This window comes from Nocardia sp. NPDC058705 (genome assembly GCF_042749305.1).
Classification (GTDB): domain Bacteria; phylum Actinomycetota; class Actinomycetes; order Mycobacteriales; family Mycobacteriaceae; genus Nocardia.
The window spans coordinates 1-14,370 of the sequence record NZ_JBHYRN010000024.1 but is presented as its reverse complement, the minus strand read 5'-3'; the positions used below and the strand labels follow the sequence as shown (position 1 = coordinate 14,370).

At 66.7% G+C, this 14,370-nt stretch carries 13 protein-coding genes and 1 pseudogene; 7 read left to right on the top strand and 7 right to left on the bottom strand.

Annotated features, from left to right (window positions below; translation table 11 throughout):
- Window positions 1-2: 2 nt before the first annotated feature.
- The gene (glpD, locus tag ACFW6D_RS23960; RefSeq protein WP_379331576.1) at window positions 3-1,793 is read right to left on the bottom strand and encodes a glycerol-3-phosphate dehydrogenase; all 1,791 of its coding nucleotides are present in this window, start codon (window positions 1,791-1,793) and stop codon (window positions 3-5) included.
- Between the two features lie 311 nt (window positions 1,794-2,104).
- Here glpD and glpK point away from each other — a divergent pair, with 311 nt between their 5' ends.
- Window positions 2,105-3,601 carry a glycerol kinase GlpK gene (glpK, locus tag ACFW6D_RS23955; protein ID WP_379331574.1) on the top strand — a complete coding sequence of 499 codons (1,497 nt, stop codon included), beginning with the start codon at window positions 2,105-2,107 and terminating at the stop codon, window positions 3,599-3,601.
- 13 nt (window positions 3,602-3,614) lie between these two features.
- Here the strand turns inward: glpK and ACFW6D_RS23950 are convergent, their stop codons facing one another.
- Window positions 3,615-4,217 carry a hypothetical protein gene (locus ACFW6D_RS23950; RefSeq protein ID WP_379331572.1) on the bottom strand — a complete coding sequence of 201 codons (603 nt, stop codon included), beginning with the start codon at window positions 4,215-4,217 and terminating at the stop codon, window positions 3,615-3,617.
- A complete protein-coding gene (locus ACFW6D_RS23945) occupies window positions 4,214-4,471 on the bottom strand; it encodes a hypothetical protein (protein ID WP_379331570.1) in 258 nt (85 codons plus the stop codon). The genes ACFW6D_RS23950 and ACFW6D_RS23945 overlap by 4 nt, the downstream gene beginning before the upstream one ends.
- 197 nt (window positions 4,472-4,668) lie before the next feature.
- Between ACFW6D_RS23945 and ACFW6D_RS23940 the strand changes: the two genes are divergently transcribed.
- The 5 genes and pseudogenes from ACFW6D_RS23940 to ACFW6D_RS23920 all read left to right on the top strand — a co-directional run bounded on the left by ACFW6D_RS23940 (window position 4,669) and on the right by ACFW6D_RS23920 (window position 8,026).
- On the top strand, window positions 4,669-5,430 hold the full coding sequence (locus tag ACFW6D_RS23940; RefSeq protein ID WP_379331568.1) for an XRE family transcriptional regulator: 762 nt from the start codon (window positions 4,669-4,671) through the stop codon (window positions 5,428-5,430).
- Window positions 5,414-5,887 (top strand): NUDIX domain-containing protein, encoded by a 474-nt coding sequence (locus ACFW6D_RS23935; RefSeq protein ID WP_379331566.1) that lies wholly within the window; start codon window positions 5,414-5,416, stop codon window positions 5,885-5,887. The genes ACFW6D_RS23940 and ACFW6D_RS23935 overlap by 17 nt, the downstream gene beginning before the upstream one ends.
- Before the next feature lie 82 nt (window positions 5,888-5,969).
- On the top strand, window positions 5,970-6,428 hold the full coding sequence (locus ACFW6D_RS23930) for a hypothetical protein (protein WP_379331564.1): 459 nt from the start codon (window positions 5,970-5,972) through the stop codon (window positions 6,426-6,428).
- Window positions 6,341-6,715, top strand: a pseudogene (locus tag ACFW6D_RS23925) (hypothetical protein); the annotation flags it as partial. The gene ACFW6D_RS23930 and the pseudogene ACFW6D_RS23925, both read left to right, overlap by 88 nt.
- 582 nt (window positions 6,716-7,297) lie before the next feature.
- The gene (locus ACFW6D_RS23920; RefSeq protein WP_379331562.1) at window positions 7,298-8,026 is read left to right on the top strand and encodes a tetratricopeptide repeat protein; all 729 of its coding nucleotides are present in this window, start codon (window positions 7,298-7,300) and stop codon (window positions 8,024-8,026) included.
- On the opposite strand, the gene ACFW6D_RS23915 is transcribed toward ACFW6D_RS23920, so the two are convergent.
- The 4 genes from ACFW6D_RS23915 to ACFW6D_RS23900 form a co-directional block, all read right to left on the bottom strand.
- Window positions 8,016-9,191 carry a PLP-dependent aminotransferase family protein gene (locus tag ACFW6D_RS23915; protein WP_379331560.1) on the bottom strand — a complete coding sequence of 392 codons (1,176 nt, stop codon included), beginning with the start codon at window positions 9,189-9,191 and terminating at the stop codon, window positions 8,016-8,018. The two genes, ACFW6D_RS23920 and ACFW6D_RS23915, sit on opposite strands and share 11 nt — an antisense overlap.
- Before the next feature lie 91 nt (window positions 9,192-9,282).
- Window positions 9,283-10,680 (bottom strand): hypothetical protein, encoded by a 1,398-nt coding sequence (locus tag ACFW6D_RS23910; protein ID WP_379331558.1) that lies wholly within the window; start codon window positions 10,678-10,680, stop codon window positions 9,283-9,285.
- Window positions 10,681-10,750: 70 nt separating this feature from the next.
- The gene (locus ACFW6D_RS23905) at window positions 10,751-11,764 is read right to left on the bottom strand and encodes a hypothetical protein (RefSeq protein ID WP_379331556.1); all 1,014 of its coding nucleotides are present in this window, start codon (window positions 11,762-11,764) and stop codon (window positions 10,751-10,753) included.
- A 288-nt stretch (window positions 11,765-12,052) separates the two neighbouring features.
- Window positions 12,053-13,453 carry an NAD(P)H-quinone dehydrogenase gene (locus tag ACFW6D_RS23900; RefSeq protein WP_379331554.1) on the bottom strand — a complete coding sequence of 467 codons (1,401 nt, stop codon included), beginning with the start codon at window positions 13,451-13,453 and terminating at the stop codon, window positions 12,053-12,055.
- Between the two features lie 223 nt (window positions 13,454-13,676).
- Here ACFW6D_RS23900 and ACFW6D_RS23895 point away from each other — a divergent pair, with 223 nt between their 5' ends.
- Window positions 13,677-14,138, top strand: a complete 462-nt coding sequence (locus ACFW6D_RS23895; RefSeq protein ID WP_379331552.1) for a gamma-glutamylcyclotransferase — start codon at window positions 13,677-13,679, stop codon at window positions 14,136-14,138.
- Window positions 14,139-14,370: the final 232 nt, after the last annotated feature.

Here is a 14,370-nt window from a genome sequence, read left to right as displayed (position 1 = left end):
TCTCAGCGGTCCTGCGGCACCGGTTCCAGCAACTGCGGGCGCGGCTCGGGCGCGGCCGCCCGCAACGCGTCGGCCGACTTGTCGTCGGGCTGGGTCTGCGATTCGATTTCGGCCCGCACGCGCGCCTGATACGTGGACACCTCGCGGTCGATATCGTCTGCGTCCCAACCGAGTACAGGCGCGATGAGGTGGGCCACCTGCTCGGCACTGTTCGCGCCGCGATCGGGGTATTCGATCGAAATGCGAGTGCGCCGGGCCAGGATGTCGTCGAGGTGCAGCGCGCCCTCGGCGGCAGCCGCGTACACCGCTTCCACCTGCAGGTAGGCCGGGGCGTCGGTAATGGGTTGCAGCAGTTCGGGTTTGCCCGCCGCCATGGCGAGCACCTCGTCGACAAGGGATCCGTAGCGGTCGAGCAGGTGGGTCATCCGGTACGGGTGGATGCCGTAGTGCTCGGCGAGCTGCACGGTCTGATTCACCAACGCGAAGTAGCCGTCGGCGCCGAGCAGCGCCACCTTCTCGGTGATCGACGGCGAGACTCGGGCCGGAATGTCTTGTGCCGCTTCGTCCATCGCGTCGGCCGCCATCACCCGATAGGTGGTGTACTTGCCGCCCGCGATGCTCACCAATCCGGGCGCGACCCTGGCCACGGCGTGTTCGCGCGAGAGCTTCGACGTCTCGTCGTTCTCACCTGCCAGCAGAGGACGCAGGCCCGCGTAGACACCGTCGATGTCGGCGTGGGTGAGCGGGGTGACCAGCACCTCGTTGACCCGGTCGAGCAGGTAGTCGATATCGGCCTTGGTCGCCGCGGGGTGGGCGAGGTCGAGATTCCAGTCGGTGTCGGTGGTGCCGACGATCCAGTGCGCGCCCCACGGGATGATGAACAGCACCGAGGTGGAGGTGCGCAGGATGATCGCGGCATCGCTGACGATGCGATCACGCGGCACCACGATGTGCACGCCCTTGGACGCTCGCACATGGAATCGGCCCCGTTGACGTGACAGGCTCTGCACCTCGTCGGTCCACACGCCGGTCGCGTTGATCACCACGCTCGCGCGCGCCTCGCCGGTGCGCCCGTCCTCGGTGTCGCGCAGTTTCACCCCGACGACCCGGTCGGCTTCGCGCAGGAATCCGACGACCTGGGTGGAGGTGCGGATCACGGCGCCGTAGTGGGCGGCGGTCCGGGCGACGGTCATGGTGTGGCGGGCGTCGTCGACGACGGTGTCGTAGTAGGTGACGCCGCCGATCATCGAATCGCGGCGCAGGCCGGGGGCCAGGCGCAGCGCGCCGTGGCGGGTCAGATGATGCTGTCCCGGAACGGATTTCGCGCCACCCATGGAGTCGTACAGGGTGAGGCCCGCGGCGACATAGGGCCGCTCCCACACGCGATGGGTCAGCGGGTAGAGGAAACGCAGCGGCTTCACCAGATGCGGCGCGAGCGTCGACAGCGCCAGCTCACGCTCCTTCAGCGCCTCCCTGACCAGGCCGAACTCGAGCTGCTCGAGATAGCGCAGGCCGCCGTGGAACATCTTCGACGACCGACTCGAGGTGCCCGACGCGAGATCGCGGGCCTCGACCAGCGCGACCGACAGCCCGCGCGTCGCGGCATCGAGCGCGATGCCCGCCCCGACGACTCCACCGCCGACGACCAGGACATCGAACTGATCCTTACCCAGCCGCTCCCAGGCGGTCCGCCGATGTTCGGGCCCCAGGTCACCCGGCCCGAGCCGGTCCCGCTTCCCGCCCGCGACCAACTCACCCGGATGCAGGAACGGAAACTCCGGTGTCTGCGACATGCTCGACTCCTCGCCGCCGGCCGATTCCGGCCGGTCCCAGTCGACAGTTGGGGGCAAACGCCGCGTTCCGGGCGCCGCTGCGTACACGCTAAACCTAGCGGCCGCTGCGCGCTCGGGACGTGTCCGGCGGGGCGTGTGCGCGGAAATTCGGTGCTGACGCCGAACCGGCCCGCCGATGCGCTGGTTCAGGCACCTACCGCCGCGGTCGGCGTCGCCTCGGGGTCTGTCGCGAGCACGGGCGACCCGCCACAGCGCTCATCGCCGACGCCAAAGCTTGCGGTGGCGGGCTCCGGTTTCGGTAACCTGCATCAATGCGTCGCTATGTGGCTGCCATCGATCAGGGGACGACTTCGAGTCGGTGCATCATCTTCGATCGGCAGGGTCGGATCGTCGGGACCGCGCAGCGGGAGCACCGGCAGATCTTCCCGAAGCCCGGCTGGGTGGAGCACGATCCGGCGGAGGTGTGGCGCAATACCGAGGCGGTGCTCGGTGCGGCTCTGGGCACCAGCCGGTGTTCGGCGGGGGATCTGGCGGCGGTCGGCATCACCAATCAGCGCGAGACCACCGTCGTGTGGGACCGGGCGACCGGCGAACCCGTGTACAACGCCATCGTCTGGCAGGACACCCGCACCGATCAGCTGTGCACCGAACTCGCGGGAGACCAAGGGCCGCAACGCTATGCGGACCGCACCGGGCTGCCGCTGTCGACCTATTTCGCCGGTCCGAAACTGCGCTGGATTCTCGACAATGTCGACGGCGTCCGCGAGCGCGCCGAAGCAGGTGACCTGTGTTTCGGCACCATGGACAGCTGGGTGCTGTGGAAACTGACTGGCCAGCACCTCACCGACGTCACCAACGCCTCCCGCACCATGCTGATGGATCTCCGTACCCTGCAATGGGATTCGCAGATCTGCGCCGATTTCGACATCCCGATGTCGCTACTGCCGCAGATCCGCAGCTCATCGGAGGTCTACGCCGACATCACCTCCGGCCCGTTCGAAGGCATCCCCGTCGCCGGCATCCTCGGCGACCAGCAAGCGGCAACTTTCGGCCAAGCGTGCCTGTCTCCCGGCGAAGCCAAGAACACTTACGGCACAGGCAATTTCATGCTCCTCAACACCGGCACCACGCCCGTGTTCAGCAAGCACGGCCTGCTCACCACCGCCTGCTACCAACTGGGCGACACCCCAGCGGTCTACGCCCTCGAAGGTTCCATCGCCGTCACCGGCTCCCTGGTCCAATGGCTACGCGACAACCTCGGCATCATCTCCTCCGCCGAAGAGGTTGAGCCCCTTGCCCGCTCCGTCGAAGACAACGGCGGCGCCCACTTCGTCCCCGCCTTCTCCGGCCTGTTCGCCCCCCGCTGGCGCCCCGACGCCCGCGGCGTCATCGCGGGCCTCACCCGCTTCGTCACCAAAGCCCACTTGGCAAGAGCCGCACTGGAATCCACCGCCTTCCAAACTCGCGAGGTAGTCGACGCCATGCGAGCCGACGCCGCCGCCCAACACCTCGACCTGGAACTCACCACCCTCAAAGTCGACGGCGGCATGACCGGCAACAACCTCCTCATGCAATTCCAAGCCGACATCCTCGACGTCCCCGTAGTCCGCCCGGTCGTCCGCGAAACCACCGCCCTCGGCGCCGCCTACGCAGCAGGCCTCGCAGTCGGCTACTGGTCCGACCTCGAAGACCTCCGAGCCAATTGGATAGCCGACCAAACCTGGACACCGGACATGTCCGAAGCGGAACGAACCCGCCGCTACGCAGACTGGAACAAGGCCGTAGAACGCACCTACAACTGGGTCTGAGAATCCTCATCGCTCAGTGGGCGGTGTTCCCCGGTGGCGAAGGGCTGGCGGGCGGGTCCACCTCAACGAACTCCGATTCGGCACCCGACCCGGTGTGCACCGCGCGTCGTGCTGGGTCACGCATGACCGCAGCGGTAGTGGCCCATGCTTGCAGCACTTCGGTGAGTGGAGCCGAATCCCCGGTGTGAACAGCAAGTTCTGCGGCGTCTTGAATCTCAGCCATCGCCTCCGCACGGTCATCTGAATCGAACCAGGCGAACCACGCTTTCGCGCTCAGAACCGCGTTGGACACCGGGCCGAGGACCTCGCCGTCGAAATAGCACCTTGCGAACGTGCTCTGATCGGCAACGGTAATGACGTCGCAGACTTGAACCAGCCGCTCTGGAATCTCAGGACCGAGGTGATCGCGGTGGGGAGTGAAGACTGCCTCGGCGTTGGACCGCCTGACGATGTCGATCAGTTGGGCGATCGGGTCCGGCGTCCCTGCGTTGAACACGATCGTCTTCGCGAGGTCGTAGCCGTATCGCTTGGCTTGTGAGCGAATTCGAATCTCGTCCCAGCTCTGCGTATGGCCAGAGATGTCGGAACGAAGGAATCCGATCGCGATGGCTTTCATTTTGCGAGCGCCGATCGGGGAACGTCGAGCATGGCCCGGCCCGCGGGGGTCGTTGCGTAGGCGCGTCCACAAGGCGACAGCTCCCAGGCCTGGCTCGGAGCCTGTCGGAGCAGGCCGTCGCGGTGCAATATTCGTAAAGCCCGCCGCGTCCGGCGGAGGGAGCGCGCAATCTCAGCGGCGATCTGGCGGTCAGTGAGTTGTCCGCCTGGTTGCAGGATGCGCAGGACGAGCGCTTGATCGAACAACGTGGTCATCTACGACTCCTGTCCGAAACGGTTCCGCGACCGGCCGATACATGTCGACTCGTAAATCACGTTGCCTCCCCTCGAATTGGTTCCACACTGGAACTGAAGTTATGGGAATGCGACGGGCACCCGAACTACGCGCGGGACGTTTTGAAAGACATTTCAAAGGCCCTGCACATCCCGAAAAGGCGCCGTATGGTTCAGGAATGACCCAGCGTTTGCAGTCGGCGATGCTGCGCGCGCGGCTGGATTCGGCCGCGCTGGCCCAGGCTGTCAACGTCGACGCGAAGACCGTCAACCGGTGGCTGTCGGGTCGAGTGCCGCATCGACGGACACGCGCGGCGGTCGCGCAGGTTCTCAACGAATCCGAGGACCTGCTGTGGCCGCAGACACGACCGGACCTCACACCCGGCGCGTCTGCCACCGCCGAAGTCCAATCCGCCTATGCGCACCGGGCCGAGATTCCCAATGACCTGTGGACTTCGCTACTCCTCCGCGCCGAGGAACGGATCGACATCGCCGGATATGCCTACCCGTTTGTGCTGGAACTGCTGCCGAATGCCGCCGATGTTCTCGCGGCCAAGTGCCGCAACGGGACTCGCATTCGAATGGCATTCGCCGATCCGGACTGTCTCCATGTCGCCGAACGCGATGCGCTGGAGCAGATGAACGGAACCCTTCCCGGCCGCATCCGCAACGCGCTGAACATGTTGGGCGAGCTGACCGATACCCCCGGTTGCGCCATCGGACTACACACCAACCATCTCTACAACTCGGTGTTCCGCTTCGACGACCAGATGATCGTGACTCCCTATCTCATTCGGGCGCGTGGTTATCAGCACCCGGCCCTTCACCTGCGCAAGCTTTCCCCACACGGAATATTCACCTCGTTCGCCGAGCAGTTCGAACAGATCTGGGGTTCGGCGACCCCCTACCCACAAGGACTGTCCCGTGAGCTCTCGGCGTGACTACTACCGCGACCCTCGCGCGCCGAAGGCCAACAGCCTGGTGCCCGGTGGGTCCATGCTCGTTGTAGATGACGGAGGACGAATCCTGATGCAGCGCAGGGGCGATTCCGGGAATTGGTCGCTTCCGGGTGGTGTCATGGAGATCGGCGAAACGCTCGAGGAGTGCGCGGTACGCGAGACAAAAGAGGAGACCGGGCTCGACACCGAGATCACCGGATTGTTGGGGATCTATACCGACCCGGCACATGTCATCGAGTACTCCGACGGCGAAGTGCGGCAGGAATTCGCCGTCACCTATCTCGGTCGGGTGCTGGGTGGAGAGCTCGCTGTCAGCAGTGAGTCGACCGAAGTTCGGTTTCTCGGCATGGACGAGCTGGCGGACCTACCGATGCATCCCACCGTCCGCCTGCGGCTCGCGCACTTCGCAGAACAACGGCCGGAACCGTACCTCGGCTAAGCACTCGGGGCTTGAAAGATTCTGCGCAGCAAGGTGATCAGCTCAGTACTATCGGTCTCAGTCGATGGGGAATTGAGGGCGGATGAACGAGCTGGAGATCATCGCGACGGCCGTGGCGGCGGCGCAGGCGGGTGCGCTGACCGGGATCACGAAGGCTGGCGAGCAAGCGATCACGGATGCCTATGTGGGTTTGCAAGCACGCCTGCGCCGGAACTACGGCACGGTGGATGTGGCTCCGGTCGCGCAGCATCCTGACTCGAGGATCGCCCGCGAGGCATTGGCGCGGGAACTCGCGGCGGCAGGGGCGGAGTCCGATGGGGATCTGCTGGCGGCTGCGGAGTTGGTGATCCAGGAGGCTCGGGCACATGCGCCGGGCGTCGGTGGCCTGATCGGGGTTGATCTCGAGAATGTTGAGGCCGAGGCTATTCGGATCAAGGGGCTACGGTCCACTGGATCTGGTGCACGGCTGAAGGGTGTCAAGGTGACGGGGCGCATCGACATCGAGGATGTCGAGGTGGGCGGAGCCGACCCTTCTCACTGAGCGCGGCAGCCGGACACGGCGTCGCGCGACCAGGGATCAGTTCAACCACAACAGTCGAGAGCTCCTCGGCTGGTCGCGATCTCACCATCGTCAACCACCACAACTATCTGCAGACCGAGCTCTCGCCGGCTGCTTTTATCGAGATCGGTGACGCTCCGCGAGCGCCAGTCGGGTACTTCGAGCGCGAGACCGTTCAGCGGGTCGAAGCAGCGCTGCGGGAGTCCGGTCAGGTCACCGTCTGCTCGCTGACGGGGATGCGTGGGATCGGCAAGACGCAACTCGCCGCCGCGATCTTCCGCGATCGAGTGCGACAGGGCGAGGCTGGCGTGGCGGTATGGATCGATGCGGACACCGACGTCGGCTTCACGGTAGGCATCGACCGTCTCGCGGCGCGGCTGGGAGCTCTCGACCCCGCAGGCGATTTCGAGGTGACATGGCGCAATGTTCGCGAACGCCTCGCTGCCCACCCCGGCAAGCACTTGATGGTGTTCGACAACGCGACAGATCCTGACCGGATCCAACGCTTCCTGCCACCGCCGAATGTCGACGTGATCATCACCAGCACTGATCGCCGCTTCACCCAGCTCGGCAGATCTGTGGACGTCGACCACTACCAACGCAGCGAATCAGTCGAATTCCTGCTCGAGCGAACCGAGCTCGACGATCCCGCCGGCGCGGACGCGGTTGCCGACCACCTCGGCGACCACCCCCTCGCACTGGCTGCGGCCGCCTACATCATTCAGCAACCGAGCTGCCGAAACTTCCAGAAGTACCTGGGCAGGCTGTCAACGGAACCGCTGGCGGCATCGCTCGAACGCTCGTCGACAAATCCCCACCCGGCAGCGGTTTTCGAAGCGATCGGGCTCGCGGTGGATGCCTTGATCGCCGGGGATGCGACCGGCCACCTCGCGACCATCCTGCGCGTGGTATCTGTCCTGTCCAGGGATGGTGTAGAGCGCTCGATACTGCATCGACTCGACGCTGGACCGGCCATCGTGGACGCTGCCACCGACGAAGCAACGCGCGCTTGTCTCCTCAACTGCTCCATCGATGGAGAGGTCCTCACCGTTCACCGGTTGACCGGCCGAGTCATCCGTGAGCAGTACGCAGCCGATCCACAAAGTGGAGCGCATATCGTCCGAGTCGCGTTCGACATCGTTCATCCCGACCTGTCTGTCGACACAATCACCAGCGAGCATCAGCGAACGGTTCGCGCTGCGGTAGGTCACCTCGAAGCGCTGAGCACGGAGGCCTGCAACACCACAATTGACTCCGAAACGACCGCATTGGTCCTCAGCTGGCGGTCCCGCGGAATCTGGGACCTCACCACACTCGGCCGCAACCTCCGCGAACTGATTGACATGTCTTCGACCACGGTCGCTGACTGCGAACGTGTCCTCGGCCCCGACCACCCCAACACCCTCACCAGCCGCAACAACCTCGCCAGTGCCTACCGATCCGCCGGACAACTCGACAAAGCCATCCCCCTCCTCGAAGACACCCGCACCGAATGCGAACGTGTCCTCGGCCCCGACCATCCGATCACTCGGGTCATCTCCGAGAACCTTCAGATCGCGCTCCGCGCAGTTAGCGAGTAGCTTTCGCCAGCCTGTGGACGGCCTTTTCGAGAGTTGATTCATCGGAAGTGGTGAAGCACAGGCGCAAAGAGTTATCCGATGTGTTGGAGACCGCGAAGGCGACGCCGGGGACGTAGGCGACGCCGGATTCCAGGGCTTTGGGGAGGAGGGTAGTGGTGTTGGTGTTGTCGGTGAAGTTGGCCCAGATGAACATGCCGCCGGTGGGGGCTGTGCAGTGGATTCGGTCGCCGAAGGTGGTGTGGACAGCGGCGACGAGGGCTCGGGCTCGGGTGCCGTAGGTGGTTCGGATCGTATTGATGTGGGCTGCGAGCCAATCAGCGTCCGACAGGAGGTCGGTGGTGATCTGCTGGGTGAGGGCTGAGCCGCAGAGGTCCGCGCCTTGTTTGAGGAGTTCTACTGCGCGGCACACCCTTTCGGGGGCGATCATCCAGCCGACACGGAGAGAAGGGGACAGGATTTTGGAGACGCTCGAGAGGCGGATCACCTGGGGTGAGTACGAGGCGACCGGTGCTGGGGAGGGCTGGTCGAACCAGAGTTCGCCGTAGGGGTCGTCTTCGATGATCCAGAAGCCGTGGGCCTCAGCTAGTTTCGCGAGGTGGGCGCGGCGTTCCGGGGCGAGGGTGACGCCGCCGGGGTTGTGGAAGTTCGAGACGGTGTGGACAAGCGCGGGGCGTTCGCCTGCGGCCAGGAGGTCTTCGAGGATGTCGAGGCGCATGCCGTCGGAGTCCAAGGGGACGGCGATGATTCGGGCGCCTGCGGCTCGGAAGACTTGTAGGGCACCGACATACGCGGGGTCTTCGACGATGACGAGGGCGCCGGGGTCGAGGAGGACTTCGGCCAGTAGCGACAGTGCTTGTTGGGAGCCGTGGGTGATGAAGACTTCCGCGACCTGCACGGGGCGGCCGATCTTGGCGGATTCGCGGGCGGCGATCACCTCGCGCAGGGCGGGCCAGCCGGACGACTCCGTGTACTGCAGGACGGCGGGGTCGCGCAGGGCGGTTTCGGCGGCTCGGGCGATGCGGTCGCGCGGCATCAGGGTGGCGTCGGGGAGGCCGCCTGCCAGGCTGATGATGTCGGGGCGGGCGGTGAGTTTGAGCAGGTCCCTGATCGCTGAGCTCTGTAGGCCTGCGAGCTTGGCCGCCAGTGCGGGGGTGGTCAGCGACATGGGAACCTCCGGGGACGCCAAGGGAAGCAATCATCCTACGATTGCACAGCGTCCGCCAGAATGTGAAATTGTGGTCTCATACAATGAGATACTACCGAGCGGTGATCGACTTGACCTGCCACTTTCCGTCGGTGTTGGTGGTGATGATTTCCTGCTTGTAGACCACCTCAGAGCCGTCGGGGTGCATTTCTCGCAGTTCCACGTCATAGCGGCCCACCGTGGTTTCGCGCATTTTCACGCAGTGGGTGGTGCCGGCGGGGATCTGGCCGTCGATCGCCTGCTGGATCTCCTCGGCAGGCGAGATGTTGCTGTCGGCGTCGGGCGCGACGAACGTGCGCACCTTCGCACCGGATCGCTCGGTATAGAAGGCGTACTGGAAGCCGAGGATGGCTCTGGCGCCGGTGGTGGTGTCGCCGGGGCCCTTGCCGACGGTGACGGACTGTTCTGCGACAGACTGGCATTCGGTGCCGACGGCGACCGAGGGGACGGGTGCGGCGGTCACGCCGGGGTCGGCACCGCCGCCACGCTTGACCAGGCCGATCGTCACGACCAGTGCCACCACGAGCAGGACCGCCGCGGCCACACCGCCGATGATCCAGCGCAGGCGTTTGTTGTCGGGTTCCTTCTCCGCCGGCGCGGGGGTGACCGGATTCTTCGGCGCGAGGCGGCGTGCGATCGGATCGTCGGCCCAGGACAGGCCGGGCTCGGCGGGCGGCTTCGGGATCTCGTCGTCGTCGGAGACGTCCCACCACTTTTCCCCCACGGACCTCGGCGGCTCGGGTCGAAGCGGAGTGCGGGAACCTTCGGGCGGACGTTCCACCTCCGGCGCGGGCTTGACATCGGGCGACTTCGCCTGCGGCGCAGGGTCTTTCGAACCGGGACGACCGCGCCGGATCACCTCGGTGAGCTCGCGGCCCGACGTGACCGGCACGGAATCGCCGAAGACCGAGCCCTCGCTGCGCGGCGGCTCGGCACCGAAACGCACGGTCGGGTCGGCAGCAGGCGGACCACCGGGGGTGGGGCCACCGAACGGGGCGGCGTCACGCGGACCGGGCACCACGGGCGGCGGCGTCGCCACGGCGTCGCCGAAAACGGAGGTGGGTGCGGAACGACGCCCATCGGGCAGCCGAGGCGGCGCTTGACCAGGCACCAGAGGAGGAGTCGAAGGCCCGACAGCGGGACCCGACGGCACCGATCCGCCGAACGGACCGCCAGGGGGCGGAGCAACAGGCGGCTGTCCGGCAACGGGCGCACCGAAAGGACCGGGCGCACCGGCAGGCGGACCGAACGGACCCGGCGCGGGGGCAGGCGGACCAGCCGGTCGCCAACCTCGTTCGGGAACCCCGGACGGCGGGGGCGGCGGCGTGGCGGGAACGGGCCCACCGAAACCGGCGTCGTCGATCGGCGGCCCGAAATCGCTTACGGGAGGACCGAATCCCGCGGCAGGTCGTCGCTCGCCGCGTTCGTTGTCGTCGCCCTCGGTGCCCAAGTCCAATCCTTTCCCCAGGACACACGTGTGGGGCGGTCGAAGGCGACCGCCCCACACGACGTACTGCGTGTCAGTACTGGAGCGAGCCACCCCACTGGGTGTTCACACCCATGACGTTCACCGTCTGAAGCAGCTCCCCCGGCACGGGCAGTGTAGCCTTCGCGGCCTGCTCGAGCGCGGCGGTGCCACCCGGCTGCGCCTTGATCCAGTTCTCCACCGCGGCCTTGGCCAGGTTGGCCTGCGTGGTGTCGAGCACGGTCACCGTGGTGTTGTCGGCACGGCCGTCGCCACCGGTGAAGGTGGTGACCTTGACCTCGTTCGCGCCGATGTACTCGACCGACACACCGGCGTCACCGAAACCGCCACCGGGCGTCCGGTAGCCGACGGTGCCGACGTAGCCCGACGCGTTGTTGTAGTGATGGGTGTTGGCCAGGATGCCCGCACCGTCGATGGTGGCGCCGACTTCCTGGTGCGGGCCTTCCATCTCGACGACGGGCGCGGCAGGCGCGTTCTCCAGGCGAGGGGCCTGCCAGGCCGGTTCCTTCGGCTCCTGGATGAGGGTGTCCGGGGACTCGACCTCGGTATCGGTACCGGCGCCCTGACCGGACGGCACGCTGGGCTGCGTCTGCTGCTGGCCCGGTGTGCTGCCCGGCTGGCTCGGCGTCGTGCCGGGCTGGCTCGGCGTCGTGCCCGTCTCGGGCTTGGTGGTGCCCGGCTGGTCCGACGTGACGCCCTCGCGCTCCGGCGCAACCGCGGGCTGGGCCTGGCCCGGCACCGGCAGCGGCGCGGTACGGGGCTTGGTGACGCCCGGCTGGCTCGGCGTCGGCTTGGCGGGGGTGGCCTGCTCCGGCTGACCCGGCGCGGGGCTGGTGACACCCGGCTGGGCCGGCGTCGGCTTGGTCTCGCCCGGCTTGACGCTCTCCGGGGTTTCCGGGGTTTCCACTTCACCCGAAGGCTGACCCGGCTGCGCAGGAGCCGGAGTAGCGGGCGTGGTCGGCTGGTCGCTGGGGACCGCGCCTGCCGGTGCCGCTAGGAGGGTCGCGACTGCTGCTGCGGCAGCCAACGGCAACGACGTGCTTGCCATCGCTCGCTGCGCCCGACTCGGCTTACGATGCTTCACTTTTCGTAATCCCTTTCCCGGAGGGAATCCCCCACTGCTCCACCACGTGATCGCATTCGATCACGCCTCGGCGGTGAGTCAACCACATGAGCGCGGGACAGGCAACGCAGCAGTAGCTTTCGTGTTCCCTTGGTCCCGCCTGCGCAAACACCTGGCGTGACGGTCGCCGGAAATCGACGAGCGACGTTGTCGACCAACACAATTCGAAACCCGTAAGCCCTGTGATTCGTTTCACATCTGGCGTGTCGCGACTCAGTCCAGATCGTCGTGGCGCATCAGCAAACGCCCGGCTTCGGTGAGCGAACCGGTGAGCGAGGGATACACCGAGAAGGTCTGCGCGAGGTCGGTGACCGTCAGATTGTTCTGCACCGCCAGCGCGATCGGCAGGATCAGCTCCGAGGCGATCGGGGCGACCACCACCCCGCCGATCACCACACCGGTCGCCGGACGGCAGAAGATCTTGACGAAGCCGCGCCGCAGCCCCGACATCTTCGCGCGCGGATTGGTGTTGAGCGGCAACATGACTGTGCGCGCGGGGACCTCACCGTCGTCGATGGCGTTCTGGCTGACCCCGACCGTCGCGATCTCCGGACGGGTGAACACCGCGGAGGCCACCGTCTTCAACCGAATCGGGCTCACGCCCTCACCGAGCGCGTGGTACATCGCGATCCGGCCCTGCATGGCGGCCACCGAGGCCAGCGGCAACAGGCCGGTGCAGTCGCCCGCGGCGTAGATGCCGGGCACCGAGGTGCGCGAAACCCGGTCCACGCGAAGGTATCCGCCGCGATCGAGTTCGATACCGACCCGGTCGAGGCCGAGATTCTGGGTGTTCGGGGTGGAACCGACGGTCATCAGCGCATGCGTTCCGGTGACGGTGCGGCCGTCGGACAGCTTCACCACGATGCCGTCGGCGGTGCGCTCCACGGCGTCGGCGCGCGCGTGCTTGACCAGTTCGACGCCGCGTTCGGCCAGCGCTTCCTCGAGCACGAGGGCCGCGTCGGCGTCTTCGCCTGGCAGCACGCGATCACGGCTCGAGACGAGCTTCACCCGCACGCCCATCTCGGTGTAGGCGGACACGAATTCGGCACCGGTGACACCGGATCCGACCACGACCAGCGTCTCGGGCAGCTCCTCGAGGTCGTAGAGCTGACGCCAGTTCAGGATGCGCTCACCGTCGGGCTCGGCGCCGGGGAGCACGCGCGGGCTCGCGCCGGTCGCGATCAGCACGACCTCGGCTTCGAACTCCTCGGAACTGCCGTCGACCAGGTTCGCGCGCACACGATGCGCCAAACCCGGTGCGGGCCCGACCAATTCGCCATAGCCCGGCAGGAGTTGCACGCCCGCGGCCTGCAGCTTGGTGCGGATATCGGAGGACTGCGCCAGCGCGAGCGCCTTGACACGCGCGTTCACCTCGGGCAGATGCACCTTGGCCTGATCGGCATCGATGTTGATGCCGAGGTCGCGGGCGCGGCGCAGATCGGTGCGCAGGCCCGTCGAGGCGATGAAGGTTTTCGACGGCACGCAATCCCACAGCACACAGGCACCGCCGATGCCGTCCGCGTCCACCAGGGTCACCGTGGCCCCGTGCTGGGCGGCTACCAGTGCCGCCTCGTATCCGGCCGGTCCACCGCCGATGATCGCAATCCGTGCCACCAGTCACGCTCCTTGTGCTCGCCTGATCGAACTGCCCCTTGTGAGGGCGCGTCCGTGCTTGTCGAGGCCATCATTTCAGGTGCGCTGTGACGTTGCCGGGTCGGCTCGGTGAACAACAGTGCGCGTGTTCTGTGCCACGTCATCTGGCGCCGGGGAGTGTGACGGACAGCCGATCTGGGTGGGAGACAGGAAAACCGCCGGGGTTATTGGCTACAGTTCCATGGTGCCGATCTATGCCGCCTACGGGTCCAACATGGACTCGACGCAGATGCTGGAACGCTGCCCGCATTCGCCCATGTCCGGGACCGGGTGGCTGGAGGGTTGGCGCCTGACCTTCGCCGGTGACGACATCGGCTGGGAAGGGCCGCTCGCCACCGTCGTAGAGGATCCCGGCTCCCGGGTGTTCGTCGTGCTCTACGACGTCTCCCCCGAGGACGAGGACCTCCTCGACCGCTGGGAGGGCTCCGACTTCGGCATCCACAAGAAGATCCGAATCCGAGTCACCGGCACCCAAGGCGAGTCCCGCCTCGCCTGGCTGTACGTCCTGGACGCCTACGAAGGCGGCCTCCCCTCGGCCCGCTACATCGGCGTCATCGCCGACGCAGCCGAAAAAGCAGGCGCCCCAGAGGACTACGTCCACGCCCTACGCACCCGCAACAGCAAAAACGTAGGCCCCGGCGCATAGCCGAACCCCTGTTCCGCCATGCCCGCACACCCAACCACACCGCGCGCCCCACACCCCAGTTCCGCCATGCCCGCACACCCAACCACACCGCGCGCCGCACACCCCGGTTCCGCCATGACCGCACTCCCAGCCCCGCACACCCGACCCCTAGGGAGGGTCCGCCGCGCAGCGGCGTAGCGGCCCGGCCGCGAGTTAGCCGCCGTTGCGTCCGAGGCGAAGCCTCCAGCAACGG

What these genes read in the sequence shown, in the direction of transcription:
- glpD (WP_379331576.1), bottom strand. Translation starts at nt 1,793, where the DNA reads ATGTCGCAGACACCGGAGTTTCCGTTCCTGCATCCGGGTGAGTTGGTC.
- glpK (WP_379331574.1), top strand. Translation starts at nt 2,105, where the DNA reads ATGCGTCGCTATGTGGCTGCCATCGATCAGGGGACGACTTCGAGTCGG.
- ACFW6D_RS23950 (WP_379331572.1), bottom strand. Translation starts at nt 4,217, where the DNA reads ATGAAAGCCATCGCGATCGGATTCCTTCGTTCCGACATCTCTGGCCAT.
- ACFW6D_RS23945 (WP_379331570.1), bottom strand. Translation starts at nt 4,471, where the DNA reads ATGACCACGTTGTTCGATCAAGCGCTCGTCCTGCGCATCCTGCAACCA.
- ACFW6D_RS23940 (WP_379331568.1), top strand. Translation starts at nt 4,669, where the DNA reads ATGACCCAGCGTTTGCAGTCGGCGATGCTGCGCGCGCGGCTGGATTCG.
- ACFW6D_RS23930 (WP_379331564.1), top strand. Translation starts at nt 5,970, where the DNA reads ATGAACGAGCTGGAGATCATCGCGACGGCCGTGGCGGCGGCGCAGGCG.
- ACFW6D_RS23915 (WP_379331560.1), bottom strand. Translation starts at nt 9,191, where the DNA reads ATGTCGCTGACCACCCCCGCACTGGCGGCCAAGCTCGCAGGCCTACAG.
- ACFW6D_RS23905 (WP_379331556.1), bottom strand. Translation starts at nt 11,764, where the DNA reads ATGGCAAGCACGTCGTTGCCGTTGGCTGCCGCAGCAGCAGTCGCGACC.